General features: G+C 66.6%; 18 protein-coding genes and 1 tRNA gene. 6 read left to right on the forward strand and 13 right to left on the reverse strand.

What is annotated here, in order from left to right; translation table 11 throughout:
* Nucleotides 1–26: 26 nt before the first annotated feature.
* Together BUA54_RS03155 and gyrA are read right to left on the reverse strand one after the other, a co-directional pair.
* On the reverse strand, nucleotides 27–734 hold the full coding sequence (locus BUA54_RS03155; protein ID WP_072855722.1) for a hypothetical protein: 708 nt from the start codon (nucleotides 732–734) through the stop codon (nucleotides 27–29).
* 109 nt (nucleotides 735–843) lie between these two features.
* Nucleotides 844–3,600 carry a DNA gyrase subunit A gene (gene gyrA / locus BUA54_RS03160; protein ID WP_084114022.1) on the reverse strand — a complete coding sequence of 919 codons (2,757 nt, stop codon included), beginning with the start codon at nucleotides 3,598–3,600 and terminating at the stop codon, nucleotides 844–846.
* Between the two features lie 188 nt (nucleotides 3,601–3,788).
* On the opposite strand from gyrA, the gene BUA54_RS03165 reads away from it, so the two are divergent.
* On the forward strand, nucleotides 3,789–4,055 hold the full coding sequence (locus BUA54_RS03165) for an usg protein (protein ID WP_072855724.1): 267 nt from the start codon (nucleotides 3,789–3,791) through the stop codon (nucleotides 4,053–4,055).
* Nucleotides 4,056–4,144: 89 nt separating this feature from the next.
* On the opposite strand, the gene rocF is transcribed toward BUA54_RS03165, so the two are convergent.
* From rocF to BUA54_RS03180, 3 genes are read right to left on the reverse strand one after another with little or no spacing between them, the layout of a single operon-like run.
* Complete coding sequence (rocF, locus tag BUA54_RS03170; protein ID WP_072855725.1) at nucleotides 4,145–5,074, reverse strand: arginase; 930 nt, start codon at nucleotides 5,072–5,074, stop codon at nucleotides 4,145–4,147.
* An 11-nt stretch (nucleotides 5,075–5,085) separates the two neighbouring features.
* Nucleotides 5,086–5,535: a disulfide bond formation protein B gene (locus BUA54_RS03175; RefSeq protein WP_072855726.1), complete on the reverse strand. Its 450-nt coding sequence runs from the start codon at nucleotides 5,533–5,535 to the stop codon at nucleotides 5,086–5,088.
* A complete protein-coding gene (locus tag BUA54_RS03180) occupies nucleotides 5,535–6,113 on the reverse strand; it encodes a YqaA family protein (protein ID WP_072855727.1) in 579 nt (192 codons plus the stop codon). The genes BUA54_RS03175 and BUA54_RS03180 overlap by 1 nt, the downstream gene beginning before the upstream one ends.
* A gap of 177 nt (nucleotides 6,114–6,290) precedes the next feature.
* Here BUA54_RS03180 and ypfJ point away from each other — a divergent pair, with 177 nt between their 5' ends.
* The 3 genes from ypfJ (at nucleotide 6,291) to BUA54_RS03195 (ending at nucleotide 9,005) form a co-directional block, all read left to right on the forward strand.
* Nucleotides 6,291–7,148: a KPN_02809 family neutral zinc metallopeptidase gene (ypfJ, locus tag BUA54_RS03185; protein WP_072855728.1), complete on the forward strand. Its 858-nt coding sequence runs from the start codon at nucleotides 6,291–6,293 to the stop codon at nucleotides 7,146–7,148.
* 61 nt (nucleotides 7,149–7,209) lie between these two features.
* A tRNA-Leu gene (locus tag BUA54_RS03190) sits at nucleotides 7,210–7,295 on the forward strand.
* A 312-nt stretch (nucleotides 7,296–7,607) separates the two neighbouring features.
* A complete protein-coding gene (locus tag BUA54_RS03195; protein ID WP_072855729.1) occupies nucleotides 7,608–9,005 on the forward strand; it encodes a sensor histidine kinase in 1,398 nt (465 codons plus the stop codon).
* Between the two features lie 18 nt (nucleotides 9,006–9,023).
* Here the strand turns inward: BUA54_RS03195 and BUA54_RS03200 are convergent, their stop codons facing one another.
* Nucleotides 9,024–9,701, reverse strand: coding sequence for a response regulator (locus BUA54_RS03200; RefSeq protein ID WP_072855730.1), 678 nt, complete (start codon nucleotides 9,699–9,701; stop codon nucleotides 9,024–9,026).
* A 522-nt stretch (nucleotides 9,702–10,223) separates the two neighbouring features.
* Nucleotides 10,224–10,862 carry a hypothetical protein gene (locus tag BUA54_RS03205; protein WP_072855731.1) on the reverse strand — a complete coding sequence of 213 codons (639 nt, stop codon included), beginning with the start codon at nucleotides 10,860–10,862 and terminating at the stop codon, nucleotides 10,224–10,226.
* Between the two features lie 202 nt (nucleotides 10,863–11,064).
* Between BUA54_RS03205 and gspG the strand changes: the two genes are divergently transcribed.
* A complete protein-coding gene (gene gspG, locus BUA54_RS03210) occupies nucleotides 11,065–11,493 on the forward strand; it encodes a type II secretion system major pseudopilin GspG (RefSeq protein WP_178352699.1) in 429 nt (142 codons plus the stop codon).
* On the opposite strand, the gene BUA54_RS03215 is transcribed toward gspG, so the two are convergent.
* Genes BUA54_RS03215 through BUA54_RS03240 form a run of 6 tightly spaced genes read right to left on the reverse strand, consistent with a single transcriptional unit; the run spans nucleotide 11,451 to nucleotide 15,668 of the window.
* The gene (locus tag BUA54_RS03215) at nucleotides 11,451–12,026 is read right to left on the reverse strand and encodes a hypothetical protein (RefSeq protein WP_178352700.1); all 576 of its coding nucleotides are present in this window, start codon (nucleotides 12,024–12,026) and stop codon (nucleotides 11,451–11,453) included. The genes gspG and BUA54_RS03215 overlap by 43 nt on opposite strands.
* 26 nt (nucleotides 12,027–12,052) lie before the next feature.
* Nucleotides 12,053–12,424: a type IV pilus modification PilV family protein gene (locus BUA54_RS03220; RefSeq protein ID WP_072855734.1), complete on the reverse strand. Its 372-nt coding sequence runs from the start codon at nucleotides 12,422–12,424 to the stop codon at nucleotides 12,053–12,055.
* Complete coding sequence (locus BUA54_RS03225) at nucleotides 12,414–13,622, reverse strand: type II secretion system F family protein (protein WP_072855735.1); 1,209 nt, start codon at nucleotides 13,620–13,622, stop codon at nucleotides 12,414–12,416. Before BUA54_RS03225 ends, BUA54_RS03220 begins: the two co-directional genes overlap by 11 nt.
* 16 nt (nucleotides 13,623–13,638) lie before the next feature.
* Nucleotides 13,639–14,148, reverse strand: coding sequence for a hypothetical protein (locus BUA54_RS03230; protein WP_072855736.1), 510 nt, complete (start codon nucleotides 14,146–14,148; stop codon nucleotides 13,639–13,641).
* Between the two features lie 3 nt (nucleotides 14,149–14,151).
* Complete coding sequence (locus BUA54_RS03235) at nucleotides 14,152–14,691, reverse strand: GspMb/PilO family protein (RefSeq protein WP_072855737.1); 540 nt, start codon at nucleotides 14,689–14,691, stop codon at nucleotides 14,152–14,154.
* Nucleotides 14,688–15,668 (reverse strand): PilN domain-containing protein, encoded by a 981-nt coding sequence (locus BUA54_RS03240; protein ID WP_072855738.1) that lies wholly within the window; start codon nucleotides 15,666–15,668, stop codon nucleotides 14,688–14,690. Before BUA54_RS03240 ends, BUA54_RS03235 begins: the two co-directional genes overlap by 4 nt.
* A gap of 93 nt (nucleotides 15,669–15,761) precedes the next feature.
* Between BUA54_RS03240 and BUA54_RS03245 the strand changes: the two genes are divergently transcribed.
* Nucleotides 15,762–17,219 carry a GspE/PulE family protein gene (locus BUA54_RS03245; protein ID WP_072855739.1) on the forward strand — a complete coding sequence of 486 codons (1,458 nt, stop codon included), beginning with the start codon at nucleotides 15,762–15,764 and terminating at the stop codon, nucleotides 17,217–17,219.
* Nucleotides 17,220–17,572: the final 353 nt, after the last annotated feature.

Consider the following 17,572-nt stretch of genomic DNA (forward strand, 5'->3'; position numbering starts at 1 on the left):
GACACCGCGGGCGGATTTGCAAAGGCTCAGAAGCCCGGCAGCACCTCGAAGATGCTGCGGTTCGTGAATGTCGTCCCGCGGGAGGCGCCGAAGGCCACCTTGGCGCCCACGGTGAAGAAGCCGACGCCGTCGGACTGGCCGTCGACATCGCCGGAGATCCGGCCGACCTGGGCGTAGAACTGCGGGCCGACTTCCATCTGGTATTCTGCCCCGACGGAGATCTGGCTGAGCGTGTCCCCGTCGACGGTCAGCAGGTCGGCGTTACCGATCAGCCCGAAGCCGTCACGCAGCGCATAGCTCGCATCGACGCCGAAGATCGTGCCGTTCTCGTCCTCGCTGACGGTGCGGCCCAGGTAGCCGCCAAAATCGCCGCCCATGAATTCGGTCCCGCCTTCGATACCCAAAAGGTCGACATCGCCGTCGTCGACGCTGTCGTGGGCATAGAAGCCACCGACGGAGGCGGCGGAGGAGAGGTGATAGGTGCCGTGCAGCGTGATGTTGCTGGCAGTGGTGTCGATGTTATCGGGTTTGTAGCCGGCCGCGTTGGCGGACAGGCTGAAGGTCTGCATGAAGCCGTATTCGACGCCGCCGGAATAGGTCGTGCCGCCGAAATCGGATCCATTGGTAGGGGCGTTGTACTCGATGCCGAGTTCGCCGCCGGTGATGCCCTGCGCCGTGGCGGCGGAGGACGCGGCCACCAGAACGGTGGCAGCGAATGCTGCTTTGTAGATCATGTTACACGCCTCAATCTTGTTGTTGTCCGCTGAGGGTTTCGACCCTCTTGCGCCCAAGATTACGCAAAACCCCGCGAGGCGACAACCGATCTGTCCGGATACGGCGTCTTTACGCCTCTGGCGTGGGGACCTCTGTGTCTTCTGCGTCACCTTGATCGGCGATCCAGGCGACGCTGACGACCTCTTCGCCCTTCGCGGTGTCGAAGACCTTGACCCCGCCAGCCCCGCGCGAGCGGAAGCTGATGCCGTCGACGGGAACACGGATCGACTGGCCGGTCGAGGTGACCAGCATGATCTGGTCCGACAGATCGACCGGGAAGGAGGAGACGAGACCGCCGCCGCGCATCGCCTTGTCCATCGCCGTCACCCCCATTCCGCCACGACCGCGCACGGGATAATCGTGACTGGAGCTCAGCTTGCCCGACCCTCTTGATGTGATCGTCAAAATCAGGTTCTCGGCCGCCGACATCTCGGCGTAACGTTCCTGGCTGATGGCACCGGGTGCCACGTCGTCCTCGTCATCAGAGGTTTCCGCGTCATCGGCAAGGCCCGCCATGGCGCGTCGCATCTTGAGGTAGGCGGCGCGTTCCGCCGGATCCGCCTCGAAATGGCGGATGATCGACATCGACACGACCGTGTCGTCGCCGTTCAGCCGGATGCCGCGCACGCCGACGGAGGCACGGGAGTTGAAGATCCGCACGTCCGTCGCCGGAAAGCGGATCGCCCGACCGGAGTTAGTGACCAGCATGACGTCGTCGTCGTTCGACGCGATGCGGGCGTTGATCAGGGTGTTGTCGGCCTGTTCGTCCTCGAACTTCATCGCGATCTTGCCGGCGCGGTTCACATTGGTGAAATCCGACAGCTTGTTGCGGCGCACGGTGCCCTTGGAGGTCGCGAAGACGACCTGCAGGTCGTCCCAGTCGGCCTCTGGCCGGTCGACGGGCATGATGGCGGCGATGGACACGCCGGTCTGGATGGGCAGGATGTTGACGACGGCCTTGCCCTTGGCGGTGCGGCTGCCCAGCGGCAGCTGCCAGCATTTCAGCTTGTAGACCATGCCGTCGGTCGTGAAGAACAGAAGCTGCGTATGGGTATTGGCGACGAAGAGGGTGGTGACCACGTCCTCTTCTTTCGTGGCCATCGAGGACAGCCCCTTGCCGCCGCGCCGCTGCTGGCGGAAGTCGGCCAGCGCCGTGCGCTTGATGTAACCACCCGAGGTGACGGTCACGACCATGTCCTCGCGCTCGATCAGGTCCTCGTCGTCCATGTCGGCCGCCCAGTCGGTGATTTCCGACCGGCGGGGGACGGCGAACTGGTCCTTCACCTCGTGAAGCTCGTCGCGGATGATCTGCATGATCCGATCGCGAGAGCCGAGGATTTCGAGGTAGTCGCGGATCTTGGCGGCGAGGTCCTTCAGTTCGTCGGTGACCTCTTTCACGCCGATCTGGGTCAGGCGCTGCAGCCGCAACTCCAGAATGGCGCGGGCCTGCGCCTCTGACAGGTTGTAGGTGCCGTCCTCGTTCGCCGTATGGGTCGGATCGTCGATCAGGGCGATGTATTCCAGGATGTCCTGCGCGGGCCAGCGGCGGGTCATCAGCGCCTCGCGCGCCTCGGCGGCATCGGCGGATTTCCGAATGGTGGCAACGACTTCATCGATGTTCGTGACGGCGACGGCCAGGCCGCAGAGAATGTGGCTCCGCTCCCGCGCCTTGCGCAGTTCGAACGCCGTGCGGCGGGCGACGACGTCTTCGCGGAAGTCGACGAAGGCGGTCAGGAACCGGCGCAGGGTCAGCGTCTCGGGGCGGCCGCCGTTCAGGGCCAGCATGTTGCAGGCAAAGTTCGTCTGCATCGGCGTGAAGCGGAACAGCTGGTTCAGCACGACCTCGGCCGTCGCATCTCGCTTCAACTCCACCACGACGCGCACGCCGTTGCGGTCGGATTCGTCCTGCACGTGGGCGATGCCCTCGATCCGCTTCTCGCGGGCGGCCTCGGCGATGCGGTCGATCATCGCAGCCTTGTTCACCTGATAGGGCACGTCGTCGATGACGATGGCCCAGCGGTCCTTTCGGATCTCTTCCGTATGGGTGCGGGACCGCATGATGACGGACCCACGGCCTTCCAGATAGGCCTTGCGCGCGCCGGAGCGGCCGAGGATCACGCCGCCGGTCGGAAAGTCGGGGGCGGGGATGTATTCGATCAGCTCTTCGCTGGTGAGGTCGGGATTGTCGATCAGCGCCAGCGTGGCGTCGATGACCTCGCCCAGGTTGTGGGGCGGGATGTTGGTCGCCATGCCGACGGCGATGCCACCGGCGCCGTTGACCAACATGTTGGGATATTTCGCCGGCAGGACGGTGGGTTCGCGGTCTTTGCCATCGTAGTTGAACTGGAAGTCGACGGTATCCTTGTCGATGTCGTCGAGCAGGTAGTTCGCCACCTTGCGCATCCGCACCTCGGTGTAGCGGTAGGCCGCGGCCTTGTCGCCGTCCATGGAGCCGAAGTTGCCCTGACCGTCCAGCAGCACGAGGCTCATGGAAAAGTCCTGCGCCATCCGCACCAGCGCGTCGTAGATCGCGGAGTCGCCGTGCGGGTGGTACTTGCCCATCGTCTCGGCCACCGGGCGCGAGGATTTGCGGTAGGGCTTGTCGAAGGTGTTGTTGGTATCGTGCATCGCGTAGAGGATGCGCCGGTGGACCGGCTTCAGACCGTCGCGCAGGTCCGGGATCGCCCGGCTGACGATGACCGACATGGCGTAATCGAGGTAAGCCGTCTTCAGCTCGTGCTCGATCGTGACCGAGGGGCCATCGTAGGACCACTTCGGCGTGCCGTTTTCGTCATCGTTTTCAGGAGTTTCCGGGGTATCGTTCACGTGACTGCCTTGTTGCAAGCGGGCCTGTATCTGGGTCGCGCGATCCTACCAGATACATGATCTGGTGTGCAACGCCTGATGCCGGGATGCTTTGGCAGCCGCGGCCTCCATCTGCCAACAAACTGTTTTCGTTGACATATAATCGTCACGTGGAATCGTGGTCGCGGGGGACAGGCAAGGAGACCGCGATGACGACCGAAACGGAACTGATGCTGAAGGGTTACGGGCTGACCACGGCAGAGATGACCTATCACATGCCGGACTATCCGCATGTGCTGAACACCTACATCTGGCAGGACTACGATCTGGCGCCGGACCACGACCGCCTGCTGCACTTCATCGGCTTCTGGCGCGACACGCTGGACGGGGTGCTGCATTCGGTGCGCTATTCCCACCGCAAGCTGATCGCCCCGAACGAATGGCGCAACGTGGTGGGAGAGTTCCGCTACCACTGACGGCCGCCACCGGGCGGTCTCCGATTTTTCTAGAAAAATCGGCTCGGGGCGCTGCCCCGAACCCCGAGGTATTTCCGACGAGAAGAAGATCAGGCGTGACTGCGCGTGGGCCTGTCGAAGACGCGGCGGCCCAGCAGGGACGCCGTGAGGTCGACCATCAGCGAGGCGGTCTTGCCGCGGTCGTCGAGGAAGGGATTGAGCTCCACAAGATCGAGGGAGGTGACGAGGCCGCTGTCGCAGAGCATCTCCATCACCAGATGACCCTCGCGGACGGTGGCGCCGCCGGGGACCGTGGTGCCGACGGCGGGGGCAACGGAGGGGTCGAGGAAGTCGACATCGAGGCTGACGTGCAGCATGCCGTTCGCCGCCTGCACCCGGTCAAGGAAGGCGGCGAGCGGGGTGCGGATGCCGCTTTCGTCGATCACGCGCATGTCGACGACATCGACGTTGATGTCGAGCAGGGCCGCGTGTTCTGCGCCATCCACGGACCGCAGGCCGATCATGCAGATGTTGGCGGGATCGACGCGGGCGGGCAGGGGCGGGAAGGCGTCGAAGCCGTCGCGGCCGATGACGTAGCCGACCGGCGTGCCGTGCAGGTTGCCGCTGTCGGTGGTGTCCGGCGTGTGGATGTCGCTGTGCGCGTCGAGCCAGAGGGCGAAGAACGGACGATCCTGCGACGCCGCATGCGCCGCCATGCCGGCGACGCTGCCCAGCGCCAGCGCGTGGTCGCCGCCGAGGAAGATCGGCAGCCCGCGGGGGGCCGCCTCTTGCGCGGCGGCCATCAGGGTCTGTGTCCAGCCGATGTTTTCCGCCAGCGCATGGACCTTGGGGTTGCGGTGGGGCGCCACATCGACCGGGGCGGGGGCGAGATTGCCCAGATCCTCGACACTGTGACCCAGGGCGGTGATCGCCTCTGCCAGCCCGGCGGTGCGATAGGCGTCGGGCCCCATCAAGCAGCCGCGGCGGCGCTTGCCGCAGTCGACGGGGGCGCCGATCAGGATGCAGTGGGTCTTGGGCATGGGCGAACCTTTCAGGTGCGGGCGCGGGCGGCGGCGATCCAGACGATGACCAGCAGGGCCGAGAACAGGGCGTTCCAGCTGGCCATCGAAAGGTGGAAGAGCTCCCAGCTGACCTGATCGCACATGATCAGGCGCGGGCCGTCGGTCGACAACAGGTCGCCCGACAGTGCACCGCCACCGCCGCCGGTGCAGGAGGAGGGGCCCGGCCACCAGCCACGCTCCACCCCGCTGTGAAAGACGCCGATGCCGCTGGTCACGGCGGCGGCCAGTGCGCCCAGCACCGGCAGGGCCGCGCCGGGGATCGCCAGCGCCAGCGCACCGATCACGATCGCGGCTGCGTGCGGCCAGCGCTGCCAGAGGCACATCTCGCACGGAAGGTAGCCCATGAACTGGAACAGGAAGGCGCCGGCCAGCAGCAGGGCCGATCCGCCGGCGGCGATGACGATGAGGGTGTTGCGCATCAGACGACCTTGAGCAGTGCGAAACCGCCGACCAGCAGGACGACGAAGACGGTGAAGACGAGGCCGAGGCGGCGCTCGATGAAGTCCTGGATCGGCGCGCCGAAGCGCCAGAGCAGGGCGGCCACGATGAAGAACCGCAGGGCGCGGGCGAGGATGGCTGCCAGCACGAAGACCGGCAGCGACAGGCCGGTGACGCCGGATGCGATGGTGATGACCTTGAAGGGGAAGGGTGTGATCCCTGCGATCAGCACGGCCCATGCGCCCCAGTCGTTGTAGGTGACGGCAAAAGAGTCGAACTCCGCCCCCTTGCCGTAGAAGTCCAGCACCGGGCGGCCAACCGTGTCGAACAGGGCGGCACCGATGTAGTAGCCCAGCAGCGCACCGAGGACCGAGGCCACCGTCGCGACGGCGGCAATCAGGAAGGCGCGGCGCGGGCGGGCGATGATCATCGGGATCATCAGCACGTCCGGCGGGATCGGAAAGACGCTGCTTTCGACGAAGCTGACGATGGCCAAGGCCCAGAGCGCGTAGGGCGAGCGCGACAAGGACATCGTCCAGTCGTAAAGGCGTCGGAGCATGGACGTGATCCCGTGGTTTCTGGCGCGCTTAGGCCATACCCGACCACGGCCCGTCAAGCCATCCGCCGCGCAGCCCGCGCTTTGCACATTGCAGCGGCCCGTTGCCGCACTACCCTGTCGATCACAAGTCAGCGATCAGGCCGGATGCGGCCCGGTTTTCAGCGGAAGGATCATCGGATGAAGTGGCAGGGGCGGCGGGTCAGCCGGAACGTGGAACGACGCAGCGGCGGAAGCGGACGCGCGATCGGCGGGATCGGGGGCGTCGGCGGGATCGTGATCCTGCTGCTGGGCTGGTATTTCGGGGTCGATGTGTCGGGCATCGTCGGCAGCGGCAGCGGCGGCGGTGGCGGCACCCAGCAGGTCGACAACAGCACCATCGACGCGCAGGATCCGGAGATCGAGCAGTTCGTCGGCGTGGTTCTGGCAGATACCGAGGACGTCTGGGGCGCGATCTTTCAGCAGCAGGTCGGCGAGGCCTACAACGAGCCCAAGCTGGTGCTGTTCGACGGCATCACCCGCTCGGCCTGCGGCACCGCGAATGCGGCCACCGGGCCGTTCTACTGCCCGGCGGATCAGGACGTCTACCTCGACACCGCGTTCTTCCGCACGCTGAAGCAGCAATTGGGCGCCGGGGGCGACTTTGCTGCGGCCTATGTCGTGGCGCACGAGGTCGGGCATCACGTGCAGGACGAACTGGGCATTCTGGAACAGACCAACCGGATGCGGTCGCAGATGAGCGAGGCGGATGCCAATGCCCTGTCGGTCCGGACGGAACTGCAGGCGGATTGCTATGCCGGCATCTGGGCGCAGGGCACCCAGTCGATGAACGGCACGCTGGAATCGGGCGACATCGAGGAGGCGATGAACGCCGCTGCGAAGATCGGCGACGATACCCTGCAGCGCAACGCGGGACAGGCGGTCAGTCCCGACAGCTTTACCCACGGCACCAGCGAACAGCGGCAACGCTGGTTCAAGCGTGGCTTCGACAGCGGCGACATGACCGACTGCGACACCTTCTCTGCCCCGCAACTTTGAGCGGCTTTGGCTGCCGGGCCCGATTGACGCGGGCCCGCAGCTTGTTTACCTGAACCCACCGGCCGGTGTGGCGGAATGGTAGACGCAGGGGATTCAAAATCCCCCGATCGCAAGGTCTTGTCGGTTCGAGTCCGACCACCGGTACCAGCTGTCCTGAGGGACGCTGCAGCTTTTTCATGAATTGCAGAGCGTTTGGGAATGGCGCTTGCCGGCTGTCGAAGTCGCGTAGGCTCCGGTGCCGTGCGCCGTCGGCGTCGTGACGGTCCTTCTCCGGGTGCCCGGGCCAAAGGGGACTACGACCTTGGTCTGACGATCTCTCCGCCTCGGGCGGGCGGAACTTGACCTGTATCAGTCCCGCCTCGTAGCCTGCAGGTCATTGTAAGACAGTGAATAATACATTTTCCGACCATCCGGCCGCTTACTCTATCGGCCGGCGGTCCGAACCGCAGGACGCTTCTGATGACGCCTCTGCACAACGCCCGGCCGCGCGGCTGGACCTTCGACCTTTCGCCCGCCCGCCGGCGCAGCCTTGTCCTGCTGCTGGCCGGGCTGGGGCTAAGCATCGGGGTGCCGATGGCGCTGTCGCTTTATGTGACCGAACAGTTCCGGCAGGCGCAGATGCTGGACGCGCAGGCGGCGGGCGAATTGCTGACCGAAGGGTTCCTGTCGCCCCATGCCCGCCGCGCCCTGCGCAACGGATCGATCAGCTCCGCCGAAACGCAGGAAATGCACGCCGACTTCGACCGCATCGCCGCGGATGGCGACATTCTTGGGGCCGTGATATGGGATCTGTCCGGCAGTCCGGTCTACAGCTCGGTCGGCAACATCACGGAAGAGATGTTTCCACAGGCCGACTTCCAAGCCGCCCTGAAGGGGCAAAGCTCGCATGTCGAGGTCACCGATCTCGACGCGGTCGGCCGCCACGATACCGTGCCGCTGCCCTACCTCGAGCTTTACACACCCATCGTGTCGCCAGACACCGGCGCGGTGATTGCGGTGGGCGAGATGCTGTTCAATATCTCGCAGATCCTGGAGAACCGGCGTCACGCGGCGCGGTCCGTCCTGATCGCCAGCGGTCTGGCCAGCCTCGCGCTCAGCGCCATGGTGGTGCTGATCCTGTTCCAGCGCGAGCGGCTGCTGCAGCATCTGGCCCACGTCCGCGCTCTGGGACGCCAGAACATCAGGCTGCGGCGCGGCGCCGAACGGGCGCGTCTGCTGGCCAGCCACTCGAACGAGGCCCTGCTGAACCAGTTGGGTGCCGAAATTCACGACGGACCGGTGCAGGTCCTGAGCCTTCTGATGCTGTCGGAGGACAAGAACGCGCCGCAGCCCGTCGCCAACGCCGGCTTCGACCGGCGGGCGCTGATTTCCTCCGTGATGGGCGAGTTGCGTGCGATCTCCGACGGGCTGATCCTGCCGGAGATGGACCCGCAGTCGCTGGCCGGCAGCCTGAAGCTCGCGATCGCACGCCACGAAACCCTGACCGGACACCGCGTCGCCCATGACCTGACCGGCCTGCCGCAGGTGGTCGATCCGGAGTTCGCGGTCTGCCTTTACCGCTTCGTGCAGGAAGGGCTGACGAACGCCTTTCGGCACGCGGGAACGCCGACCGAACGGGTCACGGGCCGCCAGGACGGCGACTTGCTGCTGTTGACGGTCAGCGATGGCGGTCCGGGTGCGGGTGTCCGTCAGGCGCCTGTCACGTCGCACCGCGGGCTGGGCCTGCAGGGGATCCGCAACCGGCTGAAGGTCTTTGGCGGGACGATCACACTGGAACCGAACGCAGAGGGCGGCATGGACCTGACGTTGCGCGTCGTGACGACCCTGCCGGGACAACTGATGCCCGACCGGGACTGACCCGGCCGGGCGGGCCCCTCAGTTCATGGCCATGTGCGGTTCGCGCCGGTTGCCCGCCAGCCCCAGCTTCTCGGCGCTGATGACGACCTCGATCCGGCTGCGGACGTTCATCTTCTGCATGATGATCGTCATGTAGTGCTTGACAGTCTTGTCGCTGATCGACAGCGCCTCCGCGATCTCGCGGTTGGTCAGCCCGGTCATCAGCAGCCGCAGCACCTGCTCCTCGCGCACGCTGAACCGGCAGTTCTCGCGTGCGGCGCGGCGCAGCTTTTCCGTGCGCAAGCCGGTCAGAACCTTGTTTGCAAAGGCCGGAGAGATGAAGGTCTCTCCCTGATCCACGGTTCGGATCGCCTGCTTCAGCTCCGCGATGGTGCTGCCTTTCAGCAGATAGCCCGCGGCCCCTGCCTCCAGTGCTGCTATGGCGTAGTCGACGCCGGCGACAGCGGTGAAGGCCAGCACACGTGTCTTGCCCTCGTTCATCTGAGAGATGTCGGTAAAGGCCTTGATGACATTGCCTGGCATGTTCACGTCCATCACCAGCACCGAAGGCTTGTGGGTCCGGGCCAGCTTCACGGCTTCTTCCGCCGATCCGCCTGTTGCCACGACCTTGAAATCCTCGTCCGTCTCTAGCAGGGCTTGAATACCGCCCAGAAGCACGGGGTGATCATCAATAAGTCCGATTAAAATTTCACTCATCTTGCCGTATCCTCAATTGATAACGCAGGTGGGTTGAAACAGCTTGATCGTCAATTTACCGGCGCGGCGGGACTGGTTGGCCCCGTCGCCGTATGCTGTCCACCAATCGAAGCGTCGGTGGATCGCGTCGTATCGTGTCGTCCGATCGGCCGGGCGTTCAAATGCCAGGACCGAAGGCAGAAGGCCTTTGTCGCGACCCGAGCCCCGGAATATGCGGGGTTCGCCCTGTCACCACATCGGCGATCTTCCGCCGTTAATAGAAAATTAATACCACATGGTGGAACCTGCGGAAAACAAAATCCACTCAACAACCTTGAGTTGACCTAAGGCAAACGATCACGATGGTGGTCGGGCCGTTCCGGATTGGCGACGTAGCGTCAACAATGCAAAATTTGGCATTGATTTACTAGACTTCGGTCGCGACGCCTGAATACGCATGGACGCGATCACCCACAGAGAAAGCCGTGTCGCACGACGTCAAGACTGTTCTAAAGTCGAAAGCGCCAGAAAGCTGATAACAGGTTAAGGTTGTGGTGATCGTGAGATGGCTACGGTTGCAGACTGTCCGCTTGCTACGTCTTGGGCTTCTGTTCGGCGGGATTCGGCCCGGATTGATTCGGGGGCAAGGGCCGGATTGATCTGCCCGGTCCGCGCGTCCTGCGTCACAAGCGGCATGATCGCCTGCCGGGTCGCGGCATCAAAGCCGAAACGCGCCATCGTCTGATTGATGGTCAGAAACCGCATGCCCGCAGGTACCGTGGCGAGCGCTGACTCGCGCATCGCGATGACCTGAAGCGCCGGTACCGGCAAAAGCGCGAGAACCTCTTCGGGTGCGAGGTAGAGGTCGATCAGACCCTCGACGTCCGTCAGGCGGACGTCGAAGCTGCGACCGGCGAAGATTTCCTGCCGAACCGTCCCGTCCAGCGGCGGACGGGGCCCGTTGCCGTCCAGCCGCGCTGTCAGGCGGCGGAGGATCGCGGTGGTGGCCATGGCATCGACATGCCGGCTTTCTAGACGGGCCAGCACCTGAACCGCCGCCTGCGTGCGGACCTGCAGGGTGACCACCATGCTCGACAGCAGCATCAGGCCGATCAGCGTCGTCAGCAGCACGATCCCGCCGTGCGGCGACCGGTCGACCGGCGTGGCAAGCAATTGCGGCATGGGGTCCGTCCTGTCCGGCGCCGCCCGCGCGACGGCTGTCCCACCATGGCCCTGCATCCGCCGCTTGAAAAGCGTGCATCGCAGGGGCAGGGGTCGGCACGACCCGCGACAGTGCAGGGACTTCGGCATTCCCAAGCAGCGATTTATCGCCTATGATTCCGGCATTGTTTTCGAAATTTGACAGATCAGGTGTGCGATGGCCATGTCCGCTTCACGTCCGCCGCGCAGGTCCGACGCCGGGCTGACGCTTCTTGAAATGATGGTCGTTCTGGCGATCATCGCGCTTGTCGTGGGCCTTGGCGCGCCACGGCTGATGGAAAACTTCGGCCGGGCAAAGGGGCAGGCCGCAGCCGCCGCGATGGCAAATGTGAAATCGGCGGTGCAGCTCTACTACATCGACACCGGCCGCTACCCGTCCGAGACGGAGGGCCTGTCGGCCCTGCTGACGCCGCCCTCCGGTGTGACCGGCTGGGGCGGACCCTACCTCGACGATGCGACGGCGACGGTCGATCCCTGGGGGCGGGCGTATCTGTACCGCTTTCCCGGCGCCGACGGGTCGTTCGATCTGATGACGCTTGGCCGCGACGGTCAGCCCGGCGGCGCGCGAGAGGACAGCGATATCACGCTTTGACGCTGGTTGCGCGCCGGCACGACGATCAGCGGCGGCGCCGCGCGCCCGTCGATGTCGTAGGTGATCCGCACGAGGTCCGGCAGCACCGGCCCTACCGGCCAGCCCGTCACCCAATCGTCGGCCCCCGTCTCTGCCGGGGGCATGAAGGCAAGGCCGACCTCTGTCACGGCAGGCGACAGGGTGATGCTGCGGGACTGGCCCGGATGGTCGCCCACGTCCGGCGTCGTGGCGGTGGCGACCAGCATATCATCCTGACGCGCCAGCGTGACCGTGGCCAGCGCACCGGGCCAGAACAGCCCGTCGTCGATCAGCGTCTCGAAGGTCAGCGTGACGTCATCACCCTGCAGCAGCGCCTCGCGCGGCATGTCCTCGATCCAGTTCCGCAGCGTGCCGCGGTCCAGCAGCAGCGCCAGCCCCCGCTGCGCAGGGTCCAGCCGCTGCAATGCCCGCCCGACGGCGCCGAAGCTGGCTGCAAGGATCAGCGCCAGCGCCGCCATCATCGCCAAGGAGATCAACAGCTCCAACAGGGTCACACCGGCGGTCCGGCGGCGCGGGACCGTCATCGCAGGGTCGACAGGGTGACGACGAGGTCCGGGCGACGTTCGCTCCAGCCCTCGATGGTGACCGCGCGCAGGCCGGTGGTGCCGTCGTCCTGCGGTGCCGGTCCGTCGCTGATCCGCCAGCGCCAGTCGGGCGGGGCCTCGCCGCGGCGTGCTGCGGGGTCTGGACGGCGCAGATAGGCTTCCAGCATCGAGCGGTTCAGCTCGGTCAGCCATGCCCGTTCCAGCCGCAGGGTCTGGGTTCGCATCGACCAGCCGAGGGTGCCCATGACCCCGCCCAGCACCAGTGCCAGCACTGCCGTCGCCACCAGCGTTTCCAGCAGCGTAAAGCCCGCGTCGCGCCGGCGGGCCGTGCCGCGGTCAGAACGCAAGGTCGTTGACCGAAAACACGGCCCCCATGATCGTCGTGATCAGCAGCCCGATGACCCCGCCGATCAGCAGGGTCAGCGTCGGCGTCAGGGCGGCCAGCAGGCGCTGTGTCCGCCGCTCCGTCCGGTCGGACAGGGCGCGCGACACGGCTTGCAGGACCTCTTCCAGCGTGTTCGTCTCCTCTCCGATCCGAAAGAGGTCGAGGAACAGCGGCGGCATGCCCCCCGCCAGCGCCAGCGCGTCATGGGCGCGACCGCCCTTTTCCAAGGCGTCGGAGGCCGCGCGCAGGGCAGGGGCGAAGGGATCCTGCGGCGCCAGCGTGGTGCAGGTCTGCAGCGCGTCGTTCAGCGGCCAGCCTGCGCGCAGCAGCAGCACCAGCGCCCGGTTCAGGCGCAGCAGGGCGTTGTCGCGCAGGATCGGACCGATCAGCGGCAGACGCAGGGCAATCCGCGACCAGAACCGGCGCAGCAGCAGGACTGCCGCCAGCCCCGCCAGCACGACGGCAAGGGCCAGCGCCACGCCATGGGTCTTCAGCACCGCGCCGATGGCAAGGAACGCCGCAAGGCCGCCGGGCATCGGCCGGTCCTGCCCGGCAAAGATCGGCGCCAGCGCCGGCGCCAGCGACAGCGTCACGATCAGCAGCAGGCCGAAGGTCGCCGCCAGCAGCACCGCGGGATAGAGCAGGGCGCCAACCACCTTGCCCTTCAGACGCTGCTGTTCGCGCAGGTAGTCCGCAAGGTCCGCCATCAGGACCGGCATGGCGTCCGACCGGTGGCCCATCTGCAGCAGGGTCAGGAACATCGGCGATACCCGCGGCCCCGCCTGCGCGAAGGCATCGGGAAAGGACGTGCCTTCGCTGACCAGCCACCGGATCCGCGCAAGGCGGTCGCGCATGTCGCGCCGTTCGGCGCTGTTCTGCAGGATGCTCAGGATCTGCGTCAGGGGCAGCCGCACCCGGAACAGCACCGCCAGCTGTTCCGCCAGCGCCGCCTGATCCGCCAGCGGAAGGGCGCCCGACGTCAGGCTGATCTCGCGCCGGTACCATGGCACCGGTGGCGACAGGGCGCTGTCGCGCAGGTCCACGACCGACAGGCCCATGGCGCGCAGCGTGTCGTAGGCGGCCGCCTCTGACAGGGTGTCGAGCTGGCCGTTCTCGACCCGCCCCTCTGCGGTGTAGCCCTTGTAGCTGAAGACCGGCACGGCGTCCTTCCTTCCGCTAGTGGAACATGTCGACGGTGGCGCTGCGGTCGCCCAGCTGCAGGTCGAGCGTCCGCGGGCCGATCGCCGTGACCTGCCAGCCGGCGACGTCGTCGCCCGTCTGGACCCAAAGCTCCCCTTCACCGCCCGTCGCGATCACCAGCGCCCGGCGATCTGCCCCCTGACCGATCACCGCCATCAGCCGCAGGTCGAGGTCCGAGGGTGCCGCTTCCCGCTCCGGGGCTTTGGATGCCGCGGCCTGCACCGGTGCCGCCGCCGCGCCGGCGGGCCTGCGACCGGCAAGGAACAGGGGGCGGGCGTCCATGGCGGGGAGGATATCGTCGTAGGCACCCACCTCCGGCAGGGGAAAGAGCGTGCTTTCGGCCATTGCCGTCACTGGTGCCGGGGCAGGGGCGTCGCCAGCGTCAGGCAGCTGCGGCAGGTCGGACAGCCGCAGCAGGCAGACGGCGCCCACCGCCAGCAGGATGCCCAGATGCCCCAGGGGCGGCCAAAAGATCAGCGGACCCATGCGTCAGACCCCGCCGCCGGGGTAAAGGCCCCAGACCACCAGCTGCAGCGACACCGGGGCGCGCAGGCCCGGGTCGGACGACCCCGGCAGGGCGCGCAGGGTCATGTTGGCGATGGCGACCCGCGGGGTCAGCGCCTCGAGCCCCGCAATGAAGCGGATCGCGTCCGACCATTCGCCCTGCGCCTCCAGCTCTACCGCGACGGCGGGAGTCGCAAGTTCGTAGGGCGTCCGCCCGGCTCCGAAGGTCAGCAACGTCAGCCGGTGCGACGTCCCCAGATCGACGATCCTCTGCTGCAGCAACAGGGTTGCGGCGGCGGCGGTCTCTCCATCGTGGGCGAGGTCGGCGGGAAGGGTCGCGTCCCCGTCGATCTGCGACACGGCGGCAAATCGGGTGCGCAGATCGGCGGCGCGTGTCGACAGCAGGGCGTGCTGCACGAGCGCGGCGTCCAGCCGTGCGGCGCCGACGCCGGTCAGCGCAAAGACGCAGGCCGCCGCGATCCCGGCCAGCACCACCGCCAGCCCGATCATGCGCAGCGCGGTCACGAGGGCACCTCGAACGGGCGCAGGGTCACGCGCAGCTGGAACCGGTTCTCGCGCCGGACCGGGTCGACGACGACCGGCCCGTCGATCGTCACCTCCTCTGCCCATGGCGCGGCCTGCACCTTCTGCACCGTGTCCGACAGGGCCGCTTGCGAAAATCCGGCCAGCCGCATGTCGTCCCCATCCAGCGACAGGGAAGAGATCCAGACCCCGTCGTCGAGGCTGTCGGTCAGGTCGGCGATGACCGGAAACCGGCGGTAGTCGGCGTTGAAGCGTGCGACATCGGTCACCAGCCCGCTCATCGCCGCATCCCGTTCGACCAACTGCGCCTTTGCAGCGGCTGCCGCGTCCAGCAACTGCGTGATTTCTGCCGACAGCGCGGCGGAGCGGGCGTTCAGCACGGCCGTCTGCCGCATCTGCAATGCCAGCACGGCGCCCGTGGCCAGCACCGCGAGGCCGATCGCCAGCCCGTGCCAGACGCGGGTGATGCGGTCGGCGCGGGTGCGGCGGTGATAGACCGGCGCCGTGGGGGCATCGGTCGCGATGGTGACGCGGCGCACCTCGGCCCCCGTCGCGGCGGCGGCCTGCAGCAGATCGGTCAGATCCTGCTGCTTGAAGATATGGACGCGATAGCCTTGCGTGCCGCCGCTGCGCCCGGTTCGTTCGGACCGCCAGATCAGCCCTGCGGCCCGGGCGGGCATCTGCTGGCGCAGCTGCATGTCGATCGCGGCGGGGGCCGCCCGTCGGGCGGCATGGGGCAGGGCGATCGTCTTGGTCAGGCACAGCGCCCGGTCAAGGACCAGATCCACCGGCCGCCGCCGCGCCGCGTATGCGCGCAGGGTCGCAAGCACCTCTGCGGCCAGTGGCAGCGCGGTGACGCGCACCGTTGCGACCTGCCGCGGCGGCAGCCCCGCGGCAAAGACGGCGGACGCCCCGCCGAATCGCAGGCTGCGCCCCTGAAAGATCTGTCGGACTTGCATTGAAATACCAAAGGCCGATGATGAAGGTTAAGCAATTATCAAATATACGCCGCTGATCTTATTTGAGTCTGACACGGAAAACGCGCTGTCGCCATGACAATTTCCCCCAAGCCCCCGTCGGCCTCTCCAGCCGAGATCGATGCAGCCCTCGCCCTGCGGCTGCGGGACGCGGACCTGATCCCGCAGGACGGCATCGATCGCGCGCTGGCCCGGGCGCAGGCGCAGGGCACCACCCTCGACCGCGCCCTACTGGAACAGGGGCAGCTGGAAGAAGACGTGCTGCTGACGCATCTGTGCGACCTGACCGGGCTTGCATTTTGCGCCGACCCCTTTGCCGAGGGACTTGTCGCGGACCCCGCGGCAGTCGCCCATCTGTCGCCGGGCTACCTGTCCGCCAAGGCCGCCGTGCCGGTGCTGGGCGAGGACGGCGCACCGCGGCGCGTGCTTCTGGCGGCGCCGCGTGACATGGACCTGCGGGAGGAACTGTCGTTCCACCTTGGCGGGCCCATCCATGTCATCGGGGCGACGGCGCGATCCGTTCGCCTGATGTTGTCGCAGGTCGATGCAGCCGAGCCCGCGCGCACGGACCGGGTGCCCGATGCCGCGACCGCCACGGCGCCGGAAATCGACGGGCCGGTGATCCGCTTCGTCGCGTCGAAGCTGGCGGATGCGGTGGCGCTGGGCGCCTCTGACCTGCATTTCGAGGTGACGGCCCGCGATCTGGTCGTGCGGCTGCGCGTGAACGGCATCCTGACGCCGCAACCGGTCGACCGCGCCCTGTCGCCAGAGGCGGTGCTGGCGCGGCTGAAGGTCATGGCCAATGCCAATGTCACCGAACGACGGATGCCGCAGGACGCGCGCCTGACCGCCACCATCGCCGGCCGGCGGATCGACTTCCGCTTCTCCTCGATTCCGACGCAGACCGGGGAAAGCGTCGTGCTGCGCGTGCTGGACCCGCGCGCGCTGCGTCTGGGATGGGACCGGCTGGGGTTCGACGCCGACATGGTGGCGCGCATCATCCGCATCATCGAACAGCCCAGCGGCCTGTTCCTCGTCACCGGTCCCACCGGGTCCGGCAAATCGACGACACTCTATACCGCGTTGTCGCACCTCAACCGGCCGGGGGTGAAGATCGTCACGGTCGAGGATCCGGTCGAATACAATCTGTCCGGCGTCCAGCAGGTGCAGGTGCAGGAGGCGGTCGGCCTGACCTTCGCCCGGGTGCTGCGGGCGATCCTGCGGCACGATCCCAACGTAATCCTGGTGGGCGAAATCCGCGATCAGGAAACCGCCGAGATCGCCTGCCGCGCGGCGCAGGTGGGCCGCATGGTGCTGTCGACGCTGCATGCCAACACGCCCGCCGGTGCGGCAACGCGGCTGACCGACCTTGGCGTGCCGGCCTTCATCGTGCGCGACGTGCTGCGCGGCGTGCTGGGGCAGGAACTGGTGATCCACGGCTGCCCCTCCTGCGGCGGGACCGGTTGCCAGACCTGCGGTTTCACCGGGACCGCGCCGCGCACCCTTGCCGCCGATCTCTTGGACCTGACCTGACTGCTTTCCCTGACTCGGGTCCTGCGGGGCGCCGCCACAATGCTGCCTGAATCTTCAGTTGATTCCGAAATCTCGCGGCTCGCTGTCTCTGCCAAGTGCCCAATTTACTATCTCTGGTGGTTTCGTCGCCGGTTTGGCGACAGACCAGGGCACATCTTGTCCAAATTTGCCGTAATTCGAGGCAGCGGTCGTGTGTATTATCACTGTTTCGTGATCGCACCTGAAAGGCCGCCACAGCCCCTTCGTTTGATCCGCCTCACAGCCCCGCCGTCAATAAATAAAGGGGTTGGAGCAATCGTGGCATCCCGCCATAGGCCGTAACTGTTTCTGATTTCGAAACAACCGCTTACCTC

It is taken from the genome of Loktanella atrilutea (assembly GCF_900128995.1).
Taxonomy (GTDB): Bacteria; Pseudomonadota; Alphaproteobacteria; order Rhodobacterales; family Rhodobacteraceae; genus Loktanella; species Loktanella atrilutea.

What these genes read in the sequence shown, in the direction of transcription:
- gspG (WP_178352699.1), top strand. Translation starts at nt 11,065, where the DNA reads ATGTCCGCTTCACGTCCGCCGCGCAGGTCCGACGCCGGGCTGACGCTT.
- BUA54_RS03165 (WP_072855724.1), top strand. Translation starts at nt 3,789, where the DNA reads ATGACGACCGAAACGGAACTGATGCTGAAGGGTTACGGGCTGACCACG.
- BUA54_RS03195 (WP_072855729.1), top strand. Translation starts at nt 7,608, where the DNA reads ATGACGCCTCTGCACAACGCCCGGCCGCGCGGCTGGACCTTCGACCTT.
- BUA54_RS03180 (WP_072855727.1), bottom strand. Translation starts at nt 6,113, where the DNA reads ATGCTCCGACGCCTTTACGACTGGACGATGTCCTTGTCGCGCTCGCCC.
- BUA54_RS03205 (WP_072855731.1), bottom strand. Translation starts at nt 10,862, where the DNA reads ATGCCGCAATTGCTTGCCACGCCGGTCGACCGGTCGCCGCACGGCGGG.
- BUA54_RS03245 (WP_072855739.1), top strand. Translation starts at nt 15,762, where the DNA reads ATGACAATTTCCCCCAAGCCCCCGTCGGCCTCTCCAGCCGAGATCGAT.
- BUA54_RS03200 (WP_072855730.1), bottom strand. Translation starts at nt 9,701, where the DNA reads ATGAGTGAAATTTTAATCGGACTTATTGATGATCACCCCGTGCTTCTG.
- BUA54_RS03240 (WP_072855738.1), bottom strand. Translation starts at nt 15,668, where the DNA reads ATGCAAGTCCGACAGATCTTTCAGGGGCGCAGCCTGCGATTCGGCGGG.
- BUA54_RS03155 (WP_072855722.1), bottom strand. Translation starts at nt 734, where the DNA reads ATGATCTACAAAGCAGCATTCGCTGCCACCGTTCTGGTGGCCGCGTCC.
- BUA54_RS03175 (WP_072855726.1), bottom strand. Translation starts at nt 5,535, where the DNA reads ATGCGCAACACCCTCATCGTCATCGCCGCCGGCGGATCGGCCCTGCTG.
- rocF (WP_072855725.1), bottom strand. Translation starts at nt 5,074, where the DNA reads ATGCCCAAGACCCACTGCATCCTGATCGGCGCCCCCGTCGACTGCGGC.
- ypfJ (WP_072855728.1), top strand. Translation starts at nt 6,291, where the DNA reads ATGAAGTGGCAGGGGCGGCGGGTCAGCCGGAACGTGGAACGACGCAGC.
- BUA54_RS03230 (WP_072855736.1), bottom strand. Translation starts at nt 14,148, where the DNA reads ATGGGTCCGCTGATCTTTTGGCCGCCCCTGGGGCATCTGGGCATCCTG.